This is a genomic window from Mesobacillus harenae (assembly GCF_013343715.1).
GTDB lineage: Bacteria > Bacillota > Bacilli > Bacillales > Cytobacillaceae > Mesobacillus_A > Mesobacillus_A harenae.
On the sequence record NZ_JABUNR010000016.1, the window covers coordinates 83,551 to 109,311 of the forward strand.

The 25,761-nt window shown below is 40.6% G+C and carries 23 protein-coding genes; 5 read left to right on the plus strand and 18 right to left on the minus strand.

Translation table 11 applies throughout. The features are described 5' to 3' along the window. Positions 1-6: 6 nt before the first annotated feature. The 8 genes from HRJ06_RS18395 to pdxR all read right to left on the minus strand — a co-directional run bounded on the left by HRJ06_RS18395 (position 7) and on the right by pdxR (position 10,596). Positions 7-1,674, minus strand: coding sequence for a ribulokinase (locus tag HRJ06_RS18395; RefSeq protein WP_174734437.1), 1,668 nt, complete (start codon positions 1,672-1,674; stop codon positions 7-9). Positions 1,675-1,852: 178 nt separating this feature from the next. Continuing rightward, a complete protein-coding gene (locus HRJ06_RS18400) occupies positions 1,853-3,628 on the minus strand; it encodes an L-fucose isomerase (protein ID WP_174734438.1) in 1,776 nt (591 codons plus the stop codon). 16 nt (positions 3,629-3,644) lie between these two features. After that, complete coding sequence (locus HRJ06_RS18405; RefSeq protein WP_174734439.1) at positions 3,645-4,580, minus strand: dihydrodipicolinate synthase family protein; 936 nt, start codon at positions 4,578-4,580, stop codon at positions 3,645-3,647. Positions 4,581-4,607: 27 nt separating this feature from the next. Further along, entirely contained in the window at positions 4,608-5,897 is a 1,290-nt protein-coding gene (locus tag HRJ06_RS18410) for a TRAP transporter large permease (RefSeq protein WP_174734440.1), read from the minus strand. 44 nt (positions 5,898-5,941) lie between these two features. Beyond that, positions 5,942-6,433, minus strand: a complete 492-nt coding sequence (locus HRJ06_RS18415; protein WP_174734441.1) for a TRAP transporter small permease — start codon at positions 6,431-6,433, stop codon at positions 5,942-5,944. Between the two features lie 53 nt (positions 6,434-6,486). Next, the gene (locus tag HRJ06_RS18420) at positions 6,487-7,554 is read right to left on the minus strand and encodes a sialic acid TRAP transporter substrate-binding protein SiaP (protein WP_174734442.1); all 1,068 of its coding nucleotides are present in this window, start codon (positions 7,552-7,554) and stop codon (positions 6,487-6,489) included. Between the two features lie 93 nt (positions 7,555-7,647). Next, complete coding sequence (locus HRJ06_RS18425; RefSeq protein ID WP_197970024.1) at positions 7,648-8,649, minus strand: LacI family DNA-binding transcriptional regulator; 1,002 nt, start codon at positions 8,647-8,649, stop codon at positions 7,648-7,650. Between the two features lie 564 nt (positions 8,650-9,213). After that, complete coding sequence (pdxR, locus tag HRJ06_RS18430; protein WP_174734443.1) at positions 9,214-10,596, minus strand: MocR-like pyridoxine biosynthesis transcription factor PdxR; 1,383 nt, start codon at positions 10,594-10,596, stop codon at positions 9,214-9,216. A 149-nt stretch (positions 10,597-10,745) separates the two neighbouring features. On the opposite strand from pdxR, the gene HRJ06_RS18435 reads away from it, so the two are divergent. Beyond that, positions 10,746-11,357, plus strand: coding sequence for an FMN-binding negative transcriptional regulator (locus tag HRJ06_RS18435; RefSeq protein ID WP_174734444.1), 612 nt, complete (start codon positions 10,746-10,748; stop codon positions 11,355-11,357). A 49-nt stretch (positions 11,358-11,406) separates the two neighbouring features. On the opposite strand, the gene HRJ06_RS18440 is transcribed toward HRJ06_RS18435, so the two are convergent. The 5 genes from HRJ06_RS18440 to HRJ06_RS18460 form a co-directional block, all read right to left on the minus strand. Further along, on the minus strand, positions 11,407-11,769 hold the full coding sequence (locus tag HRJ06_RS18440) for a hypothetical protein (protein ID WP_174734445.1): 363 nt from the start codon (positions 11,767-11,769) through the stop codon (positions 11,407-11,409). Between the two features lie 187 nt (positions 11,770-11,956). Beyond that, a complete protein-coding gene (locus HRJ06_RS18445) occupies positions 11,957-13,549 on the minus strand; it encodes a sodium:solute symporter family protein (protein WP_174734446.1) in 1,593 nt (530 codons plus the stop codon). Between the two features lies 1 nt (position 13,550). Beyond that, on the minus strand, positions 13,551-13,724 hold the full coding sequence (locus HRJ06_RS18450; protein ID WP_174734447.1) for a hypothetical protein: 174 nt from the start codon (positions 13,722-13,724) through the stop codon (positions 13,551-13,553). A gap of 40 nt (positions 13,725-13,764) precedes the next feature. Continuing rightward, on the minus strand, positions 13,765-15,051 hold the full coding sequence (locus HRJ06_RS18455) for an ArgE/DapE family deacylase (RefSeq protein ID WP_174734448.1): 1,287 nt from the start codon (positions 15,049-15,051) through the stop codon (positions 13,765-13,767). Positions 15,052-15,064: 13 nt separating this feature from the next. Further along, positions 15,065-16,309, minus strand: coding sequence for an allantoate amidohydrolase (locus tag HRJ06_RS18460; RefSeq protein ID WP_174734449.1), 1,245 nt, complete (start codon positions 16,307-16,309; stop codon positions 15,065-15,067). Between the two features lie 210 nt (positions 16,310-16,519). On the opposite strand from HRJ06_RS18460, the gene HRJ06_RS18465 reads away from it, so the two are divergent. Then, entirely contained in the window at positions 16,520-17,914 is a 1,395-nt protein-coding gene (locus HRJ06_RS18465) for a sigma-54 interaction domain-containing protein (protein ID WP_174734450.1), read from the plus strand. A 367-nt stretch (positions 17,915-18,281) separates the two neighbouring features. Here the strand turns inward: HRJ06_RS18465 and HRJ06_RS18470 are convergent, their stop codons facing one another. After that, positions 18,282-18,803 (minus strand): thioredoxin domain-containing protein, encoded by a 522-nt coding sequence (locus HRJ06_RS18470; RefSeq protein WP_174734451.1) that lies wholly within the window; start codon positions 18,801-18,803, stop codon positions 18,282-18,284. 178 nt (positions 18,804-18,981) lie between these two features. On the opposite strand from HRJ06_RS18470, the gene HRJ06_RS18475 reads away from it, so the two are divergent. Genes HRJ06_RS18475 through HRJ06_RS18485 form a run of 3 tightly spaced genes read left to right on the plus strand, consistent with a single transcriptional unit; the run spans position 18,982 to position 21,535 of the window. Continuing rightward, complete coding sequence (locus HRJ06_RS18475) at positions 18,982-19,983, plus strand: aliphatic sulfonate ABC transporter substrate-binding protein (protein WP_174734452.1); 1,002 nt, start codon at positions 18,982-18,984, stop codon at positions 19,981-19,983. Between the two features lie 9 nt (positions 19,984-19,992). Further along, a complete protein-coding gene (gene ssuC / locus HRJ06_RS18480; RefSeq protein WP_174734453.1) occupies positions 19,993-20,772 on the plus strand; it encodes an aliphatic sulfonate ABC transporter permease SsuC in 780 nt (259 codons plus the stop codon). A gap of 16 nt (positions 20,773-20,788) precedes the next feature. Beyond that, positions 20,789-21,535, plus strand: coding sequence for an ABC transporter ATP-binding protein (locus tag HRJ06_RS18485; RefSeq protein ID WP_174734454.1), 747 nt, complete (start codon positions 20,789-20,791; stop codon positions 21,533-21,535). A 172-nt stretch (positions 21,536-21,707) separates the two neighbouring features. Here the strand turns inward: HRJ06_RS18485 and HRJ06_RS18490 are convergent, their stop codons facing one another. From HRJ06_RS18490 to HRJ06_RS18505, 4 genes are all read right to left on the minus strand, one after another. Next, positions 21,708-22,895 (minus strand): N-acetylglucosamine-6-phosphate deacetylase, encoded by a 1,188-nt coding sequence (locus HRJ06_RS18490; RefSeq protein ID WP_174734455.1) that lies wholly within the window; start codon positions 22,893-22,895, stop codon positions 21,708-21,710. Positions 22,896-22,926: 31 nt separating this feature from the next. After that, positions 22,927-24,210 (minus strand): TRAP transporter large permease, encoded by a 1,284-nt coding sequence (locus HRJ06_RS18495; RefSeq protein ID WP_174734456.1) that lies wholly within the window; start codon positions 24,208-24,210, stop codon positions 22,927-22,929. Continuing rightward, positions 24,207-24,665, minus strand: coding sequence for a TRAP transporter small permease (locus HRJ06_RS18500; RefSeq protein ID WP_174734457.1), 459 nt, complete (start codon positions 24,663-24,665; stop codon positions 24,207-24,209). The genes HRJ06_RS18495 and HRJ06_RS18500 overlap by 4 nt, the downstream gene beginning before the upstream one ends. 68 nt (positions 24,666-24,733) lie before the next feature. Beyond that, complete coding sequence (locus tag HRJ06_RS18505; RefSeq protein ID WP_174734458.1) at positions 24,734-25,750, minus strand: TRAP transporter substrate-binding protein; 1,017 nt, start codon at positions 25,748-25,750, stop codon at positions 24,734-24,736. Between the last annotated feature and the right edge of the window lie 11 nt (positions 25,751-25,761).

The window sequence follows — 25,761 nt, forward strand, 5'->3', positions numbered from 1 at the left end:
AATTGGCTACAAATTCTCTTTCATGGATTTTAGTCTTTCCATGACAGGGTTGATACCTCTTCCAAAGTAATCATACAATTGACAGTATTCTTGATATAAATTTTGATATAGTAAGGTGTTTGTGGGATTTGGCGTAAAAATTTCTTCAGGTAATTTTGCCATTGTTTTTGCAGCTTCAAAAATAGAATCATACCCCCCATTTTCTTTCCCTGCAGCAACGGCCCCAAAGATTGCAGCTCCTAGGGCAGAGGCCTGGACTGTTTGACTAACTTTAATTTCTCTGTTTAAAACATCTGCATAAATTTGCATCAAAAGTTTATTTTTATGGGGAAGGCCACCGCTTGCGATGATTTCTTTTACCTCAATTCCCTTTTTTTCAAAGGCTTCAATGATTTTACGGGTTCCAAATGCAGTGGATTCAAGCAACGCACGATAGATTTCCTGAGGCTTTGTTGATAGTGTATAACCGACAATCATTCCTGATAGATTACCATTTACTAAAACAGATCGGTTCCCATTCCACCAATCTAAAGCTAATAGTCCATTGGCACCAGGTGTATATTGTAATGCCTCTTTCTCAAGCCACTGATGGATTGTTAGCCCTTCATTTTTTGCTTCAGCTTCTACTTTGCTTGAGACTCCATTTTTAATATACCATGCAAATATATCGCCTACTGCGGCTTGGCCAGCTTCATACGCAAATAATTGAGGAATAATACCATCTTCTACTACTCCAGAGATCCCTTCCACCATTTCTTCCTTGTCTGATAAAAAGAGATGACATGTTGAAGTTCCCATTACCATTAGCATACTCCCAGGCTCTGTCATTCCCACTGCTGGTACCGAAGCATGGGCATCAATAATACCTACTGCTACAGCTGTACCAGGGAGTAATCCTATTTTTTTCGCCATTTCATCCGTTAAGCTTCCCGCTCTTTGACCAATTGCGATAACATCTCCACGCAATTTACTTTGAGAAATACCTTTTAACTTTGGATGTAGAACCTCTAAGAAGGAATCATCTGGATAGCCACTGTGCTTATCCCACAAAGCTTTGTATCCAGTCATACATGTACTTCTTTGAATGGTTCCAGTTAATTTATACGTAACCCAATCACATGCTTCAATAAAGAGGTCGGTTGTTTCGTATACTTCCGGTGCTTTATGTAAGATTTCTAGTATTTTAGGGAACATCCATTCTGACGAAATTTTCCCGCCATATCTTGAAATAAAGGACTGATCTAATTCTTTTGCCGTTTCATTTATCAAATCGGCCTCTTCTTGTGCTGCATGATGCTTCCATAACTTCGGCCAACTATGGGGATTATCCTTCCATACCTCTTGTAGGCAAAGCGGTTCTCCCAGTTCATCAAGTGGCATCATCGTACACGCTGTAAAATCAACACCTATACCAATTACCTCCCTAGCTTCTATACCTGCTGTTTTCATTACTTGAGGGATTGATTGGTATAACACTTCAAGATAATCTTTTGGATCTTGTAAGGCAGTATCATGTTCTAGCAGAGCCTTTTGATTAGGTAATTGTTCACTTATCACATGGTTTGAATACTCTGTTACATGAGTTGCGACTTCCTTACCTGTGGCAACATTAACAACCAAGACTCGTCCTGACTCAGTCCCATAATCTATACCTATTGCGTATTTACTATCCATTATGGTCACCTTCTTTCGCTACATTTTCATTAACTTTCGCTACTTGTGTCCAGAAAAAAACATAAGACGCCCATTAAAGATTGGACCCATTCTCCTAAGAAATAGGAAAAACAGATAAACATCCAAGAATAGTCCAATAATCTGCTGGGCGCCTTATGAATCATCTATATTAAAATCTTTACTTATATAGTGGTCCAAGCTTTTCACAAGCTCGGTAGTCTGCTCCTTGTGAATCCATTGCACCAAACGCATTCCAGATACTTGGTCTGAAAATACGATCCTCAGAAACATTGTGCATCGAAACAGGAATTCGCAGCATCGAGGCCAGCGTGATAAGATCACTGCCAATGTGACCATAGCTTATAGAACTATGATTGGACCCCCAGTTATACATGACAGAATAAACATCTTTAAATGGTCCACTTTCTGTTAGGTTAGGAACAAACCATGTTGTTGGCCAGGTTGGATTTGTTCGTTCGTCAAGCTTGTCATGAACTTCATCCGGTAACTCGACTGTATATCCTTCAGCTAGTTGTAAAACAGGACCAATACCCTCTATTAAATTAATCCTTGCCATCGTTACAGGCATTCCACCTTTGGTTGTGAAATCTGTTGAAAATCCACCACCACGGAAGAAATCAACGGCCGCACACCATTTGGTTTCATCCAAGGATTTTTGAACTTCATCCTCTGAAATTTCCCAGTAAGGTTTCATTGCTGGTAGTCCATCTTTTGCTTGTTGCCCTGTACCATCTAAAGCGGCAGGTCCAGAATTTATCAAGTGGATGACACCATTTTCTGCAACTCCCGTTAAATCATGACCTGTTGCTCGTTTTACAGCCTCAGGACTCCAATATGTTCTTACATCTGCGAAAATTTGTGCTGAATTAGTGAGTAAATGACCCAACAGCATGGTTACTGCATTTAGCGTATCATTTTCAGTCGCTAACATAAACGGCTCTCGCTTACCGTTCCAATCGAAAGAAGAAGTAAGGATTGCTTCCATAAAATCGCCAGTAGGAAAGTAATCTGTCCATGATCGTTGCCCCTGAAATCCTGCAGCAACAGCATTTCGTCCAAGAGCTTCTTCACCAAATCCTTTTTCAGCAAGCTTTGGGTTTCCTACCATCAAGTCTCTTGCAATTAGAGCCATTTTCACAATCGCTTCCCAGTCTTTTTCTTTTTGCTCATCTGATCGTTTAAGCTCTGGAGGATTAACATCTCTTCCTTCTTTACAATTTTCTTTCACCCATTTCAAAGCCTTCTCGAACTCTTCTTCATCATATATGTTTAACTCAATTCGTTTAATAAACTCGGTCATATCTACATATTCATTTCTCATACCTAAATAATCACTGAAGAAACGTTCATCAACAATGCATCCAGCTATACCCATCGACACAGAGCCCATTGAAAGATAGGATTTACCCTTTATTAAAGAAACTGCCAATCCTGACTTTGCAAACTGCAGCAGTTTTTCTTTTACATCTTCAGGAATGGAGGAGTCGTTCATCTCTTGCACGTCTTTTCCATATATACTGAAAACAGGTAACCCTTTTTGGTTATGTGCAGATACTGCTGCAGCCAAATACACTGCCCCTGGCCTTTCCGTACCATTAAATCCCCAGATCGCTTTAATTGTATGTGGATCCAAGTCCATCGTTTCAGTTGGATAGCACCAGGATGGAGTGACAGTAATTGTTACACCTACACCTTCTGCTCTAAATTTTTCTTGTGTATTGGCTGCTTCAACTACCCCACCAATACTCGTGTCTGCAATTACGCACTTAACTGACTGACCATTTGGGTAATAGAGATTTTCTTCAATGAATTGTGCCACATTTCGTGCCATACCCATGGTGACATCTTCAAGTGATTCACGAATTCCACCTCTTCGGCCATCAATAACTGGTCTAATTCCTATCTTCGGTAATTTACCCCATCTAGTATCCAATTAAAGCTGCCCCCTTTTAAACCGATTTATTAACCGTTTCGGTATATTCGTTGATCACATGTTGTGTAAATTCGTGTAGTTGTTCAACCTCTAACCTATTTGAAGATGTAAATTGGGTACAATCCTGATTACGACCGTTGATATTTACATTATGATCTTCTAACGTATGGTAATATTTTGCATTCGTTGGATAGAGTTGTTTTTCTATGACTGATGCAATACCCAAAAATGACTGGAGTTTACTCGCTTTGTCCTCATTCCCTTGCCAGTTTTTCACTAACCATGAATATAGTTCCGGATGAAAATTGGCCATGATTCCACTGTATCCACTTACACCTATTTTCAGTGAATCCAATAAGGTTGGTGCATTCGCATTGAAGATTTTTAGATTAGAACCAGCACATAACTCTATTTTTCTTACCATGTCTTCCACTTTACAAGATGTATCTTTTAGGAAATAAAAGCGACCTGATGCCGCACACCATTTAGTTAATTTATCACTTAGTAAGCGTTTATAAGGATAGGGACACTCATACAATCCAAAAGGCATATCAGGTAGTGCGTTTAGGATTTTTTCGGCATTTTCAATCCATACATCATCTGATTCATCCTCTTTTGCAAGTCTATTAGTGACTAATACAACAGCATCTACACCTGTATTGCTAATTGCTTGCAACTCAGTAATTTGATCTTGCACGTCATCGGAGATATGACCCGATGAAACAACTGGTACTCTATTTTTCGCTTGAGTTACAACGAACTGTGAAAGCTCCACTCTTTCGTCAAGCGTTAACTGGAACATTTCACTTGATTGGCATACCGCGAATAGACCATCTACTCCTTTTGAAATATACCATTCTATTAATTGTTCAAGTGCTAAATAATCGACTTTATTATCAGGTGTAAATGGGGTAATCATCGTAGGCCAAATTCCATTTGGAAATGTAGTCATTTGGTTTTTCTCCTTTAAAGTTATTTTTTAACCATTATTTAAAGAGTTTGGAATAAATAACGTAATTTCTGGAATGAGTGTTACCAGTAATAAAACGATAATCATTACTATTAACATTGGAGCTATTTCTTTAATAACCTCCATTAGAGGTGTTTCACCCACTTTTGATACTATAAAGAGGAGCATTCCAAATGGTGGAGTGGAAAGCCCAATCATCATATTCAGGACAATCATGACACCAAAATGCACTAAATCTATTTCAAGTGCCTGAACAAGCGGTAAAATCATTGGAATAAATACAACCATTATAGTAGAAGTATCCATCACCATACCTAAGAGCAAAAACAATAGATTAATTATAAGTAGTAAGACGATTCTATTTTCCGTGATCCCAAGCATATAATCAGAAATCATTCCTGGAATTTGTTCGCTTGCTATAATATAAGAAAAGACAAAGGATGCACCTACAATTAAACATAGACTCCCAGTAGTACTAACGGTGTCAAGAAATAGCCTAAATACATTCTTACGTCCCATTGTTCGATAGACAAAGAAGGAAATAATCATTGCATAAAATGCAGATACTGCACCTGCTTCAGTTGGTGTCATTACACCCGCATATATACCGGCTAGAAGGATAACCGGCGTTAATAAAGCAGGTATTGCTTTAAATGAAATCTTTAAAAATTCTTTTAGATTGTGGCGTTCTCCAGTAGGATAGTTTCTTTTTCTAGCTAAAAAAACAATATAAATCATAAGAGCAATACCTAATAATATCCCTGGAACAATCCCCGCTAAAAACAATGCACCAATAGATGCTCCTGAAAGCATCGCATAAATCACTAGTGGAATACTTGGTGGAAATATTGGTCCAATCGTTGCAGACGCCGCCGTAATTGCACTGCTAAATCCTCGATCGTACCCTTGCTTTTTCATGGCTTCAATTTCCATCTTACCTAGTCCAGAAGCATCGGCTACAGCAGAACCAGTCATTCCAGAAAATATAAGGGACGCCAGTACATTTACATGTCCCATCCCACCTTTGTATCTTCCTACTAAAGTATTAGCAAATGAAAAAACTCGGTCCGTAATAAGACCGCTATTCATCACATTCGCTGTAAATACAAACAGTGGTATTGCAATTAATACATAAGACGAATACAAGTTATACGCGACATTGTCAACAACTATTCCGATATCAGACCCCGTCGCAAAAAAATAGTAGATACCAGCAGCTAACATGCCTAATGCTATTGGTATTCGTAAAATGAAAGTTAGAACAAAGACAATTAACGGAATGAGCACCATAGTACTCATAGCAGTCACCCCTTTTCTAAGTTAATGTAAGTTGCTAGAATATGTTATAATTCTTCCTTACTTATTAATTTTTTCGTATCGAGGACAAGGTCATAGATGGAGTGAAGAACAATCGTTACAATAAAGATTAAAAAAGGGAAGAATACAATATTAAAAGGTATCTGTAAAACAGACGTTTTCTTAATACCGAGAAATTGAATATAATCATAGATTGGGTAAATAGAAATGATAAAAGCCACTGCAATTAGTAAGTTGCCAGCTATCCGAAAAAGCGTTTTCGTTCTCTCACCAACTAAATCATAAAAAACTGTAAACTCAACATGATCATTCTTATGTCTCGCATAGGCTGCACCTAAAAATACAGTCCAGACAAAACCGATCGTAGTTAATTCATATGACCAAGTAATAGGTTGATTTAAAAAGTAGCGGAAAAATATTTGTACAACAAAGACCATAAACATTATTGCAAAAGCAATAACAGGTATATACACTTCAAATATCTTCAAAATAAAGGATCCTATTTTAGTAAATTTCAATAAAATCATCCTTTTTTTAGAACCCGGCCCATTGCTGAGCCGGGTACCTTAGTTTAGTTATTAGCCATTTCTTGGATTTGGTTGAATAAATCCATGTCCCAGCTTGATGTCATCTCTGTGTTATTTAAGTACTGCTCTTGTACATGCTTACTAAACGCTTCAATATCTGCTTCTACTACTGTTAAACCTTCTTGTTTAAAGAACTCTACCAATTCTTTTTCCGCTTGAATATTTGTTTCGTCACACACTTTTTGTGCAGCAGCAACAGCTTCATAGATTTTTGCTTGTAAATCAGGTCCCATTTCTACCCATAGTTCTTCATTAATTGTAGGCCAAACTGTGTCAATAATATGGTTCGTAATACTTAAGGACTTAGTGACTTCGTAAAATTTTGCGTTCTTAACAGTCGGCATTGGGTTGTCTTGACCATCAACTGTACCTGTGCTTAAGGCCATGTATAACTCCGTAAATGCGATTGGCGTAGGATTTGCTCCCATAGCTTCCCCTAAGAATAACCAAGATGGACTATCAGGCATACGTAATTTTACTCCCTTTAAATCTTCTGGAGTTTTGACAGGAGTATCTTGAACCAGGTTGATCTGCCTTGAACCCAAGTAAAATGCTCCTAAAGGTCTAACCCCTGTTTCAGATGCAATCTTTTCGAAGACTTCCTTTCCAATCTCACCATTATATACACTCGTCATATGATCATAATCTTTAAACATATAACCAGCTGTAAACATTGATACAGAAGGTACTATGTCTGCTAACCATGGCGGAGAAGTATAAGCCATTTCTACGTTTCCTCTCATTAATGCTTGAAGTTCACTATCTTGGTTATAAAGTGCACCAGAGTGGTGAAGTTCTACAGTAACTTGGCCATCTGTGCTTGCTTCAAGCTCTTCTTTGAATATTTCAATCGCTTTTGTGTGAGCATCATTTGGTACGCTTTGTGTAGAGAACTTAAGTGTATACTTTTTGTCGTTGCTTTTTTCTTCAGTCTTAGCCTCTGTTTTTTCTTCATTATTATCACTTTGTGAAGCAGGTTCATTACCACCACATGCAACTAACAAGGCTACTAATCCAAACAACATGACATAAAACAGTAAATTTTTCTTCATGAAGAATCCCCCTTGGTTTTTTTATTAGTAATTGCTAGCTAATCGAATGAGTAAAATCAACCTATTAATGTAACATTCTATTAGCATCGCTAATTAATAAACTATTTCTGGTGTAAACTTTTCATAAAAAGGACCACTTTCACCCATAACAAGACGCTTAAGCAAAATATCACCCGTTTTAATTCCCATCTTATAGGGATCCTGAGAAATCGTAATAATCCCGGGCGGCTCTAGTAAAATGTCAAGATCGGTTCCGCCGTATGACGCCACATCGAAGTCCTTAGGTACTTTAAATCCTTTTTGAAAAAGGCTATACAAGACACCCTCTGTCATAAGGTTATTAAATGAAATAATAGCTCTAGGGTAATCATCATTGCTCAAAAAGTAATCGACAGCTTTTTCACCACTACTTCTTGTGAAATCTCCAATATAAATGAGATTTTCGTCTAGAGGGATGTTGTACTGTTTTAATGCTTTAGTTAACCCCTCGTATCGATCAGTTCCTGTACTCACTTGGAAAGAACCTGCAATCACACCAATTCTCGTATGACCCCTCTGTATAATTTTTTCTGTTAAGTAATAGGCACCCTGTACATTATCTTCTTCAACCAGGTCAAAATCAGATTGTTCATGATTTAATCTGCGATCGATAAGAATTACCGGTGTACCACTCTCATTAATACTTTTTGCTAATTCATTTTCACTACCTGATGTTACTAAAACAATTGCATCTACCCTCTGCTCTACAAGTAACTTTAACAACTGATGTTCTTTTTCTAGCTTTCCATCTGAGCTGGAGAAAATTAGGTTATACCCAGCATCCCATGTTCGATCTTCAATCCCTTTTGCTATTTTCATAAAGTATGGGTTTGAAATATCCGGGATAATTACACCAATCGTATTTGTTTTACTTTGTTTTAAACTTCTGGCTACAGCATTAGGTTGATAGTTTAGGTTTTTTACAGAATTTAATACTCGGCTTTTTATTTCATCACTTACATAACCGGTATCATTTAATACCCTAGAGACAGTTGCAGTTGAAACCCCTGACTCCTTTGCTACCTCCCTAATTGTTACCTTTTCTATAATCTTCATTAGCATCTCCTTGTGTATGTAAACGTTTACGTAATCGTTTACATAATTATTTCAGCTAAGCCTATTTTTGTCAATAACTAAAAAGATTGCAAATTTAGAAACTTCTAAATATTAGTTGAAAAAACTATATTAATTTAATGAAAACTTCTTTCATTTTCATTCCTTATATCGTTTATTATCACGAAAACTCTATTTGACAACTTCTTTTTTATAAAGAGATTCACTTTATTAAAATAGTTAGAAAATTGATATATTTTTATTTTTCATACGGGATCTTTACATTATTTAAAGAACAAGATCTCAGTAATTGGTACCCGCATCGTCAGACAAGAATGTTCGTATGAAGCACCTAGTGAATCGCTCCCTAATTAAAGTCATCCAAAATAGATAACTCACCCAAAAACAAAATAAATTCTAAAAATGTACGATAAACTTGGAACAAACCGTGAAATAAGATTATTCGGGGAGTGACAGGCACTATTTATGTTTATCATAATTAAATGATGTACTGAGTTTGTTAATGAGCGGTCCAATACCTTTTCGGTAAAAGGCATAAAGTGAATATCAGCACCCCCATGCCTCTTTTAAAAGCTTCACGCCTCTCTGAATTTCATCACAGGTAAGATTACTGAATCCCAGTTTAATAATTGCTTCTCCAGGATGGTTTTTTATGAAATAGATTGAAGTGGGATAGACTTTTACCCCATAGATGGAAGCACGCTCGATTAACCATTCTTCTGAACGATTTAGATGTACCTTAACTAAAACGTACAAACCAGACTGTTCCCCAATTATGGATGTACTTTGTTTGAAGTGTTCTTTTAGTTCTGAAACTAAGCACTGCATTTTTCGCTTATACACAAGTCGCATTCGTTTAATATGGCGATTCCATTCTCCTTCTTCCATAAATTTAGCCATAGTAAGCTGGCTTAGGAGTGAAGAGGTACTCTCGAAATGAAGAAATTGGTTTTTATAACGATTTAATACCAGCTGCGGCAGCACCATATAACTTAGGCGGATTCCTGGAAGAAAGGACTTTGAGAAATTCCCTAGATAAATGACTCTTGTTGAATCAATGGATGCAAGTGCTGGAAATGGTTGTTGAGTATAGCGAAATTCACTATCATAATCGTCTTCGATAATAAATCCATTTTTGTTTTTTGCCCAATGAATAAGCAATTGCCTTTGCTGAATGGACATACTTACCCCTAGTGGACTTTGATGGGAGGGAGTTACATAGATTAACCTTGACCTCAATTTTTCTAATTTTGAAAAGTTAGCCCCTGTCTCATAAACTGGTAAAGTCTCAATCGTAAAACGATGAAATCGAAAAGCCTCCATTGCCCCATCATAACCAGGATCCTCTATAATAATGCCAGTAAATTCATCCTTCAGGATTTGTCCAAGATGAATTAACATTTGTTGGGTACTACTGCCGATTATAATGGCATCCGGTTCTGTTTTCACTCCACGAGATTGGAATAAATAAGCAGCGATTTGCTCACGCAAGCATACTTCACCAAAGGGTTCCCCGTATCGAAAGCTCTCCCGTAATGTTAAAACTTTATTTGATATTCTTCTCCAGATTTCCAGGGGAAAATTAGTTTGATCCACGGACCCTGCTCTGAAATCAATTTGTACTGGCGTTACCGTTTCTTTATGCTTTTTATGAGGCGGAATGACAGTATTTTGAAATAAAACTGGCTCTAATTCATTTACAAAATACCCTTTTCTCCCTTCTCCGCGGATATAGCCTTCCGCTACAAGCTGCTCATATGCCATCAATGTGGTATTACGACTGACTTGAAGGGAGTCTGCAAGTTGGCGTATGGATGGCAATGGATTATCAGGAAGTATGTCGCCACGCTCAATAAAAGATTTAAACTGCTCGTAGATTTGTTTATATTTTGGAGTGCCCTCCTTCAAAATAAAAATAGTATTTTTCATGTAAAACCACCTTTGACATGTTCATTTGTTTATAATTGTACCTTTTTAGATGTCAGTTTACATTATACAATATCTTATATCGAATCTTTATTTTTAAATCTGTCAAATACCACTATTAACAAAGGATTAATCTAGGAGGAGCTAAATCCATGTTTATACCTAAATATTTTCAACTCAATGATGAAAAAATGATTTATGATTTTATCGAGGAGTACAGCTTTGCCACTTTATTTTCTCAGCACAATGGAGAACCTTACGCTACCCATCTTCCACTCACACTAAATAAAAATGAAAGTGCTTTATATGGTCATTTTGCTCGCCCGAACAAACAATGGAAGGATATAAAAAACCAGCAAGTTCTTGTGGTTTTTCAAGGTCCTCACTGTTATATTTCACCTTCTTGGTACGAAACAATGAAGGCCGTACCTACTTGGAATTATGTATCTATCCATTTATATGGAAAGATGGAGATTGTCGAAGATCCAAAAATAATATTCAATTCTTTAAATGACATGGTAAAAAAATATGAAAGCTCGGATAGTCCGTACAATTTAAGTGATGTAGACCCCAGCTTTATCGAAGGAATGAGTAAAGGAATTGTAGCGTTCAGAATAAACATCTCAAAAATTGAAGCAAAAGCTAAATTAAGTCAAAATCACCCCATGGAACGTCAAGAACTAATTATTAAGCATCTAGAAAACACTTCTAATCAAGATAATCTACAAGTGGCATCTCTTATGAAGAAAAACCTAGAAAAATGACAGTATTTAACTTTGTCTTGTTGAGCTAACGGGGCCAAGAGTTGCAGATCTAGTAAGGATTGGAAGCTCCTTTTTCATCGTCAACTAACGAGCAGTTTAGGTGACCAAGACTTTCCACTAAGTCAACAAATTTAAAATAAAGGGCAGTAGGCAAGGAGAATATCGAAGAGGAGAGTTTGTAACCGAACGATCCAAGCGACAATTCGCCAAAGTTGTTGCCGGTGGGAGAAACTGCAATCACGGCAAAGTCCTTTAGAGTTTCCCTAGATAAACTTTTGTATGCTGTTGCCCGTGGAGCAAAAGGTCTCTTAATTATGTAATCCGTTTTAAAAAGGAGAATTTCATCTTGGATGATCATAATGCTATTTATATAGAAAGGTGTAAAAACGATAAAATAACCACTTTGCCACACAAAAAAATCCACCAAGTAGCTTTAACTGCCTACTCAGTGGATTCCCTTGTGGAGTGACAAGGCACCTTTTTATAACAAAACAAGTGCCCCAATCATCCCATGCAAATCTTCGGTTATTGTTTTTAAGAATTCCCGTGAAACATATACTGTGAAACAAGATTAACCGGGAAGTGACAGGCACCTTCTTCTACATGCCTAGTCTGACGATGAAATAGCCCCAGAGTACGACGGATATGACGACGAATGATGCGGCTATTGTGATGGTCTGTTTGTATTGCTTTTTCAGCTCGGCGGCGCCGTTTGGTTTGGCTAGAATCGACTTGATGGTCGAAACTGAAAGCTTGGTTTCTTTCATTTTTTGATAGTAGCCAAGTTCGTAATCGTTCGGTTTCGTGATGAAACCGACAACAATCAACGTCAGAACCGATACGATGATTGCCAGGTAGAAGTTGTCAAAGCCGACCGGAAAGGTGATGATTCCGAACCTTTTTAACTCACCGAACACAATAAAGGTCACGATTCCCGCGGTCATGCTTGCGATTGCAGCTTTACTGCTCATCCGCTTCCATTCGAGGCTCCCAATAATCGTCGGCATCCACGCGACAGCAAAGATAGAACCAGCATAGATGGAAATCCAGAAGATCGAAGACGGCTGAATGATGGCGATGATGCAGACGACAATGGCCACTATGACCTGAGCAGCCCGGCCGATCACCAAGCTCTTCTTTTCACTAAAATCCTTGTGCAGGACGTTTTCAAATAAATCCTTCGCCAAAGCAAAGCCAGTCAGGACAAATAGCGTTGAGGCAGTGGACATAATTGAGGCCATCAGACCGGCGAGCCCGATCCCTGCCAGCCCGGCTGGAACATATTCCATCATGCCGACAATAAAGACACGGTCTGCCGGCTCGATGCCCGGCCTTAGGACCATCATCGCCGCTGCCGCGATGAAGACAAGCAGCTGCATGAACGGAGCGAAAAACACACCAATGACGGCTGCCTTCATGATGACAAAATCATTCTTTGCCGGGAACACGCGGGATACAAGTGATGGTGTACAACCAAAGAATAGAATCCACATCAGGAATTGGGAGAATACCCAACCGAACGGACGGTCAGCACTACCCGTAAAACTAAAGTAGCCTGGAACAACCTGACCCAGGTTTTTTACCTGATCAAGACCGGCTTGTCCAATAATGAGTGGCGCAATAACAGCAGCAATGGCCAGCATCGTAAAGAACATAAGCGTATCGGTAATAACGACCCCATACATTCCTCCCATTGCACTAAAAATTAATAGCGCCAGCGTAAACAGGAGGATTAAAACCGGGAACGGAATATCGAGAATTTCAGACAGGACCACACCAGCCCCAATCAACTGGACAACACCATAGCCCAATAAACCAATAATCATAATGCTTGTTGAAATGACGGTTACCCATTTGTTCTTGAACCGTTTTTCAAAAAAGTCCGGAAGCGTTTGGCAGTCAAGGGCCTTCAGCTTTCTACCCACATAAATGACTGCAAATAACGTACCCAGCCATGCTCCATAAGAAGCGAACCCAGCATGAGCAACGGGACCTTCGTTATAGATCATCCCGGCAAGGCCCATCAGCGTAACCGCACTCAGGTAGGTCGCAGACAGGGTACCAACGATCAGCAGCGTAGATCCCTTCTCCCCCATGACATAGAAATCATCCTTGTTTTTGACATGCCTTGTGACAACAATTCCAGCGATTATATAAATGGCAACGACGACGAAAAATATCGTTTTTTCCATTTTAGACCTCCTTGACTATTCCGTCCGGATTTTGAACATGGGCAGTGTCTTGCTCTTTTTCCAGTTTTTTTATCGTTGGCAAGTATTCCTTCTTTAAAATCCAAATGACTATGCCTGCAGAAAGAACCGTAGTCATAATTGCGTTTCCAAATAAAATCAAGATTCCAAGATCCATCTTTCTACCTCCCATAATTTCTGCGGACTCCGCGTATTTTCTATTCCTGGTACTGGCACCATTTTAAAAGAAAGGCAGCGTATGTCTTGGTGACTCGCTTCACACTGTCAAGGTCCACCCATTCATCCGGCCCGTGCAGGTTGGCTCCCGTTGGACCATAGCAGGTGGCCGGAATATCATAATAAAGATTGTAAAATCTGGCATCCGTCGTTCCGGTGAAGGTTCCGTATCCGAGACTGTCCTTTTCGTTCATCCGGTGGGCTTCCTTCAGTACATGGATAAATTCCTGGTCCGGATCAAGAGTGAACCCTTCAGCATGGAACCCGTAAAAACTGATTTCTGGAGGGTTGTCTTTGAGCCACTCGTCCTTCTGTGCTGCCGTGAGCAAGAAAGCCTCCAGATCCTTCTTCACATCCCCCGGATTCACTCCCGGATTGAAACCGACTCTTGCTTCAATGGTACTTTCAGAAGGAACAGTAGACGGCCAGTCCCCCGCATGGATTTTGCCGATATTGATATTTAGCGGGTGGGGATGATCACCGAATACTTTATGTTTCGGACGGCTGTTCAGCTCTTTCTCATAGTCTAGCAGCGCGTTCACCATAGGATACGACTTAACAATGGCATTGACCGCTTGATCAGCCCTTTCTGTATGGGCACCGAGGCCGGATACCTTGATGCGCACCCAGATGACACCGACCTGGCCGACCAATGCCTTCTGCCCAAGCGGCTCCGGAATGAGGGCGGCATCTGCCCGGTATCCGGCTTCAATCGCCGCTAGTGCTCCATTTCCCGTGCACTCTTCCTCCGTGACTGTTTTAATCGTGACGTCATTGGCCAGCTTCACTCCGGCCTTCTGAACCGCTTTCAACGCGTAAATCATTGCAGCAACTCCGGATTTCATGTCAGCAATGCCGCGCCCATACATTCTCGGGCCGATAATTTCGGCTCCCCACGGATCATAATTCCATTTGGATAATGGCTCGGGGCTGACCACATCGATATGTCCCTGAAAAATGACGCTCTTGCCTTTCTTTTCTCCCTCTGCTTCATATTTGCCAACGACAACCGGACGATCCTCATAGGACCACTCCGGCTTCGAAAATCCCGGATGGGCAGCTAGTTTCTCGGGTTCTGGGATCAATTTTTCGACCTTCAGGTTCAAATCCCTTTCGAGCACTCCAGCCAGGTGTTCCTGAATCTCCCGTTCGTTTCCCAATGTGGAGGGATACCGTCCCAACGTTTGTAAAAAAGAGACCTCCTCCTCCCACATGGCATCCACCTGATCAAAGACTTTTTCATATACTTCATTTTTGATTTTTCCCATAAGGACAGCTCCTTTATAAGGTTTGTTTATTGGCCAGTGATAACACAGTCTCGAATAGGACGCCGACTCCCTTTTCGATATCATCTGCTTCGCTGAATTCTTCTTCACAGTGGCTGACGCCGTTGATGCTTGGGATGAACAGCATAGCAGTCGGCGCTATCCTATTTACATATTTCGCATCATGCCCAGCCCCGCTGATCATCTTCTTATAAGAACAGCCTTGTGTTACAGCGGCGTTCTCCATTACCTCGATGATCTCAGCTGAAAAAGGTTCTGTGCCAATCCTATCAAGGTCCTTGATCTGCAGTTCCATCTCCTCGACCAGGGTCATCATGCTCAGTTCTTCCTTCAGCGTTTTTTCAAATTGCTCCCGTATGTGGTTCTTGGGATGACGGATATCAACGGAAAATACCACCTCGTCGGCAACTGTATTGATAACATTAGGGCGGGCACTGATCCGGCCAACCGCAACGAGGAGGTCCGGAATGCCTTCAGCGAGCGCATACATTTTTGTGATCATTCTCGAAGCCAGCCGGACGGCATCCTTTCTCCGCTTCATCGGAGTTGTGCCTGTATGGGAGGTCCGGCCGCTGACCGTGGCCTCAAGCCAGGTCATCCCCTGGATTCCCGTTACGACCCCGATTGCTTTTCGCTCATTCTCCAAAACCGGCCCCTGCTCAATGTGCAGCTCTATAAAGCAAAAAATTTCGGATGGCCGGTGTTCCTGTAAGCCCTTATAGGAGATCCGTTCCAATTCCTCCCCAAAGGTGAAGCCGTCCTGGTCCTTCGTATGTAAAACGGTTTGCTTGTTAAATACTTCTGCCATGGCACCTGACCCGAGCATCGCCGGCTGAAACCTGGCTCCTTCTTCATTCGTAAAATTGACAATCTCGATTGGCCGCTCTGTTTCGATTCCAAAGTCATTCAGGGTCCTGATGACCTCCAGTGCCCCAAGTACACCAAGGATTCCGTCAAACTTTCCCCCTTTTGGCTGTGTATCCAAATGCGACCCGACCAGCACAGGCGGCAGATTATTGTTCTTCCCCCGTCGCCGCCCATACATATTGCCAAAATCATCAACCCTGACATCGAGTCCGCTCTCTTCCATCCACCGCCGGAAAAGTTCCCGCATCTCTTTATCTTCTTCTGTCAGAGCAAGCCGGCAAATCCCGCCGTTAGGCAGCTTTCCGATTTCTGCACTTTGCTGGATTGTCTTCATCAAGCGGTCCGGCCTAATTCTCACCAATTGCTGTGTCACACCCTATCCGCTCCCTTCTACAGTTCCTAATGCAATAACTGTGCCAGTTTAAAAGAGAAAAACAGAGCTTTTTCAGGGATTTTGTTGAGAATTTTTAGAATATTAACTATAATTATACACAAAACCGACTCACTGAGTTGAATGCGAATCGCCTTTACGGATTAATTTGGGGAATATTTGAATCGAAATCGGTTCATAAAGGAGAAACTTATGGAAGAACTTTTAAAACTGGCCGAACAGCGGCCGAAATTTTTTACAGATATTTTGGATTCAATTGATGATGCGATCTATATTACCGATAAAAACGGGGTCACCCTCTGGGCCAATCATGTAAGCGAGCTGATTACCCAGGTGCCGAGGAAAACTCTAATTGGCAGGAATGTTAGGGATCTGGAAAGAGAAAAGGTGTTTTCCCCCTCTGTCACAAGGCTTGCCTCTGAAGCCAACAGCAATATCAGCACTGTTCAAGAGGTAAGGGACGGCCGCAAATACATCGCTACCGGTCATTTAGTGAAGGATGAAAATGGAGAAGTGATAGCAATTGTCGCCCATTGCCGGGATATTACCGAGGCCGTCAAAACCTCTTCCAAGCTGAGAGATACCGAGGAATTGCTGGAGAAATACAGCCAGGAGCTCAGGAAGTTGAAGATTCCTTTAAATACCAGTAGTCATCCTGCCAAAAAAGAGCTCATTCTGCACCCTTCCACCGAAAAACTGATTGGAAAAATCGCGAATGTTGATACCATTGCTCTGATCACCGGAGAAACAGGAACGGGAAAAAGCGCAACCGCCGAGCGAATCCACCTCTTAAGCAAGCGGTATAAAGGACCATTTATTCAAATCAACTGTGCCTCAATGCCGGAGCAGCTTCTTGAATCTGAGCTTTTCGGTTACAAGCGCGGAGCTTTTACAGGCGCAAGCACATCAGGCAAGCAGGGCTTAATCCAGGCGGCTGAAGGCGGAACCCTGTTTCTCGATGAAATTGGCGAACTTCCGCCGCACCTCCAGGCAAAGCTCCTGCATTTCCTCCAGACAAAAACATATCTGCCAATCGGGGCAAGGGAGTACGTTGAGGCTAACGTCAGAATTATCGCGGCTACCAATCGGGATCTCGAAGAAATGGAGGAAGATGGATCGTTCCGCTCCGACCTCTACTACCGGCTGAACATCCTTTCCATTAAGCTGCCCCCCCTAAGAGAACGGAAAGAGGTAATCGGGGACCTGGCCGTCTATTTCCTGAACACCTATAATGAAAAATACAATATGAACAGACGACTGGCACCAGAGGTAATGGCTCTATTCCAAACCTACAACTGGCCCGGAAACATCCGTGAGCTCGAAAACCTAATGGAAAGACTTGTCATCCTGTCCGACCAGATCATAGACGAAAAAGATCTTCCGCAAAAAATGGTTGAACACCAGCTTATGCCCGACTACCTGAAGCAGGTTGAACACAACGGAAGTATGCCAGAGCTGCTCGAAACGATCGAAAAAAACATGATCATCGATGCCTTAAAATTGGCGAAATCTACAAGAAAAGCCGCCGAAAAGCTCGGCATCACCCAATCTTTGCTAATGAGAAGGATTAGGAAGTATCGACTATGAAGTATCCCTTTGCTATAGTTGCGGGGTTATGATGAACCTAGGAATCTAGCATTCTTATTCAAGCTTTTGACGTAGTTTGCGGGGCTGACTTGTTCAGTTGAGCTGGGGATTTATTGTTATTTGAAGGCACTATAACAGCACAGTTCGTGTTGATGGCCGTCGACCATACGTGAAAGTTCTGAATGGTCAAACTTATGTATGGGGATCTGCATTCCTGCTGCTGTACAGTAGCTGTAGCGGTTTGGTAGCGGATCCCCGTAATGCTTGCCAGAGCTTTTCTTATGGACATCCTATGTTGTTACCTGCTTGACGACAACTTCCGCCTTAGCCAGAAAAACATACATCAAACATATCCTGTGAAACAAGATTAATCGGGAAGTGACAGGCACCCCTTAACTTCTGCATGTAATTCTTCGGCTGTTATCTCTTTTGGGTATTGATATTCTGCATTGTTAATGAAAACGGTTGGAACCATTTTTACGTTTCTCTGAATTGCTTTTGCTGTAATTTCCAGGCTGATTTCTGTGTTTTTGGGCTCTTCCTGTAACTGATATTTTTCAGCCAGCATACGTTTAATATCCTGATTGGTTAATTGATCCCATTGTTCCTGTGTTTCAAACAATTCTCTCATAATTTCTCTCACGCGAGTTGGATTATCATAATCCAGGAACAGGTTAACTAAGGTTCCATTTAACAGCATCTCTCTTGGCTTATCATAATGTTTTACAATGTACTCTACCTGTCCATTGTTTATGTAATCCGCTAAAACTGTTTCCGCCATTTCAAAAAAACTTGCGCAGTATGGGCATGTTAAATTCAGGAATACTTCAACCTTCACAGGCGCAGCCTTTTCTCCATAGCTCAAAAACGCGTTCTCTACAGCCTTCATGTTTCTGCTCACATCCTAGTAAATAGTTTTATTATTAAATTTAGAATATTAACACTTTAGTTGTCAATATAATTAACTTACTAATTCCAAGTAAACGGGTTTGACTTATCAGGTTTATCATGGGATATTATGTATATTGAGTATTGATAATATTCTAACTATTGGGGAGGAAACAAGGGTGAAAAAAGGGTTGGGTTTAGTTTTAAGCATACTGATGGTTTTTGTTCTAGCTGCATGCGGCGGCAATTCAGAAACCTCAACCGGATCAGCACAGGAAGGTGAGGGAAATCCTGAAACAATCAGAATAGGATTTCAAAAAGGAAATACATTACATATCCTTAAGTCACGCGGTAATCTTGATAAAGCGCTGGAGGAGCAAAACATCAAAATTGAGTGGATAGAGCTTGCGACTGGCGGTGCATTGCTTGAAGCATTAAACACAGACAATATTGATTTTGGCCATGCGGCGGATGCAAATGCCGTATTTGCCCAAGCATCCGGAATGCCATTGGTGTATGTCGCATCCGAAAGTCCTAATCCTGAAGGTCTGGCCATTATCGTTCACGAGGACGCAAATATTAAAACAGCCGCTGACTTAAAAGGAAAAACGATTGCAATCGGCAAGGGCTGGAATTCCCATTACCTGCTGATGAAGGCTTTGCAAAAGGAAGGCTTGTCCACTCAGGATGTAGAGTTTGCTTATGTGAAGGACGCATCTGAAGGCCGTGCTGCCTTTGAATCAAAGAGAGTTGATGCTCTTGGATTCTGGGATCCCTTCCTTGCAGTATTGGAAGACGATATTAGTCCGAAAACTCTGTTTAATGGTGATGGATTTACGAACAATCGTACGTATTATTTTACAACAGAAGCCTTTTCAAATGAGCATAGCGATGTAATCAAGACGATATTGGAAGAGTTGGATAAATCTGATGAATGGGCTAATGAAAATAAGAAAGAACTAGCGAAAATGCTTTCAGATGCCCTTGGTATTCCAGTGGAAGCCTTAGAAACAACCGTGAACCGCAGAACATACGGAGTTCAGGAAATCACTGATTCTGTTGTGGCTGAACAGCAGGACATCGCTGATACCTTTCATAATGAGGGTTTAATTGATCAGGACATTTCGGTATCAGATATGGTTACTCTCAATCCAGAGTGGTTCCCTGAAAGCATTAAGTAGGTGTAGTAGATGAAATTAAAGAATAATAGACTGGATGGGATACTGCCGTGGGTGCTCCCAGTAGCCCTTATTATTTTCTGGCAATTAGCATCAACGAATGAATGGATTACTTCCAGGCTGTTCCCTGCGCCAACCGTTATTGTCCAGACTGGATATGAACTTCTGGTATCAGGCATCCTGCTTCACCATCTGGGTATCAGCACCTATCGAGCGATTGTCGGCCTGATGATTGGCGGCGGATTAGGGTTTATTCTGGGTCTGCTCAATGGACTATCCCCTCTTGCAAGCAAGTTATTGGACTCGACCATACAGATGATCAGAAATGTCCCACATCTGGCGCTGATTCCACTTATCATTATCTGGCTTGGAATTGGGGAAACGGCAAAACTGTTTTTGGTTTCACTCGGTGTGTTTTTCCCGATTTATGTAAACACCTACCATGGCATTCGGACAGTGGACCGGGGCTTAATTGAAATGGGAAAGGTATATGGCCTGAATTCCTGGGAACTTTTCAAAAAGATTATATTGCCAGGCGCTCTGCCATCCATTTTTGTCGGACTAAGATATGCCCTGGGTCTTATGTGGCTAACCCTGATTGTCGCAGAAACGATTGCATCAGATTCTGGAATTGGCTATATGGCAATGAATGCGCGGGAATTCATGCAGACAGATGTCATTATTTTAAGTATCACAATTTATGCATTACTAGGAAAACTAGCGGATGTTCTGGCCAAGATAATTGAAGAGATAACGTTAAAATGGCATCCGAGCTACGCTAAGAAGAAATAGGTTTGAGGTGAAACAGATGGAACAAGGAGGATCAGGCCTTCACGTACAAAATATTTCCAAAAGGTTTGGAACCGTGCAGGTACTAGAGGAGCTTGAGCTGTCAGTAAACCAGGGTGAGTTTATTTCAATTGTCGGGCGAAGTGGCTGCGGAAAAAGCACCTTCCTTCGTTTACTGGCTGGCCTTGACGAGCCAACTTCAGGTGAAATTGTCCTCAATAATAAAAAGATGCAGGGAATCAACCCGGAAATAAGGGTCATGTTTCAAGAATCCAGGCTGCTTCCCTGGCTGACTGTGGTTGAAAATGTAGCGATCGGCTTAAATAGCAATCGAAGTCTTACCCCAGCGGATAGGACGAAACAGGCAGCTGAGATGCTTGATAAAGTAGGGCTTAAAGGGCGGGAAAATGAATGGCCACATGTTTTGTCCGGCGGCCAGAAGCAAAGAGTTTCCCTGGCTCGGGCACTGATTAGCCGACCTCAGCTTTTGCTCCTCGATGAACCTTTGGGCGCTCTTGATGCTTTTACAAGACTTGAGATGCACCAGTTAATTTATAACCTTTGGGAAGAACAGCAATTCACTGCATTTCTAGTTACCCATGATGTATCCGAAGCGATTTCATTAGCAGATCGGTTATTATTGCTCGAAAACGGAAATGTGGCCCTTGACCAGGAAATCACATTAAAAAGACCTCGAAAAAGAGATGACCGCCTCGTGTCCGAACTAGAAAAACAAGTAATTGACCGAGTTATGAAAGTCCATTAGTGAAAAGAATCGACTACTCCTGCAGTGGTTGATTCTTTTTTTTAGAGATCGGATCGGGAGTGATACTAATATAAAACCACTTTAAAAACTAACTTAGGTGTGGGTTAGCGTAACTGTTTTTCTTCATTACTGTCGAGAGTTCCTCTATGTCCTTCAGGTTAATTCGAGGACATCACTGTGACCATCCCTCATGTACTTCTATCCCTGAATTAAAGACCAACTTCCCGTCCTTAATCGTCTGACGAATTATAAATCCATTTTCATTAGATTCAAATAAAACCAAGTCAGCTACCGCTTCTTCCTTGATTCCCTTTTGCACATCCAAGTTTACGAGGTTACTGGGATATATCGAGGCTGCTTCCCACGCTTCTTCTAAACTTAAAACCCCTTTAGAAACAAGATTTTGCACTCCCTTTATTAGCATTTGGGCCGAACCCGCTAAAATCTTAGGGTTATCGGCTAAATGCAACTTCCCTTCTTCCGTAAGGTGGACCTTGCCTCCAATATGAGTTTCATATTGCCCTGGCTCCAAGCCACTTAAACTGACAGCATCACTTACTAAAATTGCTTTCTTCTCTTTCACCTTTGTGATTACTTTAATAACGGAGTCCGGCAGGTGAAATCCATCGGCAATATAGGATGCCCACAAATCTTCTTGTGCTAACTGATCCCAAAGGTAGTTTGGGTGTCGTGGAAGAGTGGTATGTGAGCCATTTCCTAAATGGGTACTCAACCTGGCTCCTGCCTTGACTGCTTCATCAATCTGTTTTGTAGTAGCAGCTGTGTGCCCGATGGCAACAACTAACTGTTGCTCTACACACTTTTTAATAAACTCTACACTTCCTCCCCACTCCGGGGAAATCGTAATTAATTTAATTCTACCTTGAGCAATCTCTTGCCATTCTTCAACAAACGCCCACTCCGGCTTACGAACATAATGGGATGCATGCGCCCCCCTTGGACCATCAAGAGGAGAAATAAAAGGACCTTCAATGTGAATCCCCTTTATGGTAGAGTTGACACGCAGATTCCGATCGCACGCTTCCAAAATAATGTGCAAGTATTCAGATATCTTCTCTTTACTATTCGTAATAATCGTCGGAAAAAAAGTAGTGACCCCTGTTTCCCATAGCTTCTGGGTAATGGTGATCACCTTTTCAACTGTTACATCATCTGAATTAAAATCAATTCCAAAACTACCATTAATTTGTAAATCCACTAAACCAGGTGCAATGATGGGAAGACTTTTTTCCTTGTTTGGTTCTTGTAACCTTTGAATCTCTTTAATAAAACCATTTCTGATAGAAATAGAGATTGGTAGCAAGGTCTGATAATGTCTTCCATAAATAACCGACTCCATTTTATCACCTCTTTAAGACATCTTTGTTTTACTACTGAGCAAATTTCGGTAAGAAGGTAGAAATTTGCGGGAATATGATTAAAAGGATTATAACCACAATTAACGGGATGAAAAATGGAATAACTGCCTGACAAACTTTTTCCATCGATAAATTGGAGACTCTTGTCATAACAAATAAAACCATTCCAACAGGAGGAGTAATTACTCCAATCATAAGGGTAACTACCATAACAATCCCTAATTGTATTGGGTCAATTCCCAATTGCGTTACAACCGGCATAAATAATGGAGTAAAAATGATAATCGCTGTTACTGTCTCCATAAAGAAGCCAACTAAAAATAATATGGCCGCTATCATGAATAAAATAAGAATCGGATTTGTTGTAAATGTTGTAATAGACTCAGCAACCATCTGCGGGATTCTAAACAACACTAATACATAACCAAATAATGAGGCTGTTGCCACAATAAAAGTTAAAGATGCAGTTTCTTTTCCTGTCTCAAAAAGAACTTTTGGAATATCCTTAATTCTGATTTCCCTATAAAAACAAACCCCTAATATAAATGCATAAACAACGGCAATAACAGAGGCTTCTGTAGGAGTAAACCATCCAGTAAAAATCCCGGAAAGAATAATAACTGGCGTCAATAAAGGAAAAACAGCTGGAATAAAGGTGTTGATTGCATAATTAATACTGAACCCATTACTTTTCGGATAATTCCTTTTAACGCCAAAGTAATACACCATAATCATAAAAGTAACTCCAATTAATATTCCCGGTATTACCCCAGCCATAAAAAGCTGCCCTACCGAAACACCGCCAATTACCCCGAACATAATAAGAGGAATACTAGGTGGAATGATTGGTCCGACTGTTGAACTTGCCGCTGTAATCCCTACAGCAAACTTTTCATCAAACCCCTTATCCTTCATTGCTTTAACCTCAATTGCACCAAGTCCAGCAGCATCAGCCGTAGCAGATCCAGACATTCCAGAGAAAATTAAACTAGCAACAACATTTGCATGTCCTAGTCCACCCGGCATATGCCCAACCAATGAATCAGCAAAATTAAATATTCGATCTGTTATCCCGCCAGCATTCATTAATTTACCCGCAAGGATAAAAAAAGGAACAGCTAATAAAACAAAGCTATTTAAACCATAAAACATTCGCTGACTAATCAGGTCGTAATTCATTGCAAATCCACTCTCTATGAACATTAAGATAAGAGAACTAATTCCTAATGAAAAAGCAACGGGTACCCTCATAAATATCAACAATAATAATACGACGATGAATAGGATTAACATCATGACTGGTCACCTCTATCTTTAAACAGACGAAGAATATAAAAAATGGCCATTAAAATAGCTGCCATGGGCACAACTGCTGTAACGTACCCCATTTTTAAGAAAGGTACAGTTGAGACAGGTGCATCCCAGCCGATTTGCATATAAATATAACCGCCATATACAACAACCCCTAAGAAGATGAGAATTAGTATATAATTGATCTTCACGATGACAGTTTTGAGTACTGAAGGTAACTTATTGTAAAGAAAATCCACCTGGATATGTTCACGATCCCTCGTAACTAACACAGCTCCGAGAAAGGTCAACCAAATGTAGAAAAATCTCGAGAGTTCTTCTGTCCAAGCACTTGGGGCGTTGAAAATTAATCGATTTAATACCTGCAAGACAATAAGTAAAATCATGATAACTAGCATAAGAGTTACTGCAGTATTAAAAAATTTATTTACCAGTTTCATAGAAATCACCCCATTCCAAAAATGATACTATGGCAGCATAATTGATGCTGCCATAGTACTTGAGGCCCTTAATAATCAGCTTTTACAGATTCGTAAAGTCCTGCTTTCATATGTTCATTAGCAATTTTTTGACCACTACCACTTAGTGCTTCAGTAAACAACTCAAGATCAATCTCGATAATTTCCATGCCTTCGTCTTCCAGTAGCTTCAAATACTCATCCTCAGAGTCTGTAAGCACTTGGTTACCAAGTTCTGTTGCTTCTGCTGCGGCAGTTAAAACTACCTCTTGTTGTTCTTCATTTAATTTATTCCAGCTCTCTTCCGAAATTTGGATTTTATAAATATCTCTAACATGACCAGTTAAAATTAAATAGTCCTGAACTTCATAGAATTGACTCTGAACAATCGTTTCTAATGGATTTTCCTGGGCATCAACGATTCCAGTTTGAAGCGCTGAATATAGCTCATTAAATGCTACGACAGTAGGGTTAACTCCTAGTGAGCCCCATGTATCGACCCATAATGGATTTTCAGGTAAACGTAACTTTAATCCTTCTAGATCCTCTGGAGTTTCAACTTTTTTATTAGAGGTAACATGTCTAGGGCCACGGTCCATAATTGATAACGTACGGATTCCTTTTTGTTCAAGAATTTTCTCATCAATTTCTTTTCCAATTTCCCCAGTATAGACCGCATTTACATGTTCTTGATCTCTAAATAAGTAAGGTGCAGATAAAAAATGGTCTGGAAGCCAATAAACTACATCTGATAGACCAGATAGTGAAACATCAACCGAACCAGCGCTAACAGATTCCAAAATATCCCGTTCTCCTCCTAGGGACCCACTATCAAAAATTTCCACCTCTACTGAACCATCCGTTCCACTTTCAACTAATTCTTTAAACTTGCTCATTGTTTGCCCAATTTGTCCATCTCCACCAGCAAAAGTTGTAGCGAATTTGAGTGTGACTTGCTTATCCCCTGCCCCATCTGAATTATTTTCACCACTAGTACTACTAGAACAAGCTGAAACAATAATACCCAACAAAAGGACTGTGCTTATAAGAAAAGAGCTTTTTTTCATTTATTTCCCTC

Excerpts from the sequence above, each read along its gene's own strand:
- HRJ06_RS18395 (WP_174734437.1), bottom strand. The coding sequence starts at position 1,674 with ATGGATAGTAAATACGCAATAGGTATAGATTATGGGACTGAGTCAGGA.
- HRJ06_RS18405 (WP_174734439.1), bottom strand. The coding sequence starts at position 4,580 with ATGACTACATTTCCAAATGGAATTTGGCCTACGATGATTACCCCATTT.
- HRJ06_RS18410 (WP_174734440.1), bottom strand. The coding sequence starts at position 5,897 with ATGAGTACTATGGTGCTCATTCCGTTAATTGTCTTTGTTCTAACTTTC.
- HRJ06_RS18420 (WP_174734442.1), bottom strand. The coding sequence starts at position 7,554 with ATGAAGAAAAATTTACTGTTTTATGTCATGTTGTTTGGATTAGTAGCC.
- HRJ06_RS18425 (WP_197970024.1), bottom strand. The coding sequence starts at position 8,649 with ATGAAGATTATAGAAAAGGTAACAATTAGGGAGGTAGCAAAGGAGTCA.
- pdxR (WP_174734443.1), bottom strand. The coding sequence starts at position 10,596 with ATGAAAAATACTATTTTTATTTTGAAGGAGGGCACTCCAAAATATAAA.
- HRJ06_RS18435 (WP_174734444.1), top strand. The coding sequence starts at position 10,746 with ATGTTTATACCTAAATATTTTCAACTCAATGATGAAAAAATGATTTAT.
- HRJ06_RS18445 (WP_174734446.1), bottom strand. The coding sequence starts at position 13,549 with ATGGAAAAAACGATATTTTTCGTCGTCGTTGCCATTTATATAATCGCT.
- HRJ06_RS18450 (WP_174734447.1), bottom strand. The coding sequence starts at position 13,724 with ATGGATCTTGGAATCTTGATTTTATTTGGAAACGCAATTATGACTACG.
- HRJ06_RS18455 (WP_174734448.1), bottom strand. The coding sequence starts at position 15,051 with ATGGGAAAAATCAAAAATGAAGTATATGAAAAAGTCTTTGATCAGGTG.
- HRJ06_RS18465 (WP_174734450.1), top strand. The coding sequence starts at position 16,520 with ATGGAAGAACTTTTAAAACTGGCCGAACAGCGGCCGAAATTTTTTACA.
- HRJ06_RS18470 (WP_174734451.1), bottom strand. The coding sequence starts at position 18,803 with ATGAAGGCTGTAGAGAACGCGTTTTTGAGCTATGGAGAAAAGGCTGCG.
- ssuC (WP_174734453.1), top strand. The coding sequence starts at position 19,993 with ATGAAATTAAAGAATAATAGACTGGATGGGATACTGCCGTGGGTGCTC.
- HRJ06_RS18485 (WP_174734454.1), top strand. The coding sequence starts at position 20,789 with ATGGAACAAGGAGGATCAGGCCTTCACGTACAAAATATTTCCAAAAGG.
- HRJ06_RS18490 (WP_174734455.1), bottom strand. The coding sequence starts at position 22,895 with ATGGAGTCGGTTATTTATGGAAGACATTATCAGACCTTGCTACCAATC.
- HRJ06_RS18495 (WP_174734456.1), bottom strand. The coding sequence starts at position 24,210 with ATGATGTTAATCCTATTCATCGTCGTATTATTATTGTTGATATTTATG.
- HRJ06_RS18500 (WP_174734457.1), bottom strand. The coding sequence starts at position 24,665 with ATGAAACTGGTAAATAAATTTTTTAATACTGCAGTAACTCTTATGCTA.
- HRJ06_RS18505 (WP_174734458.1), bottom strand. The coding sequence starts at position 25,750 with ATGAAAAAAAGCTCTTTTCTTATAAGCACAGTCCTTTTGTTGGGTATT.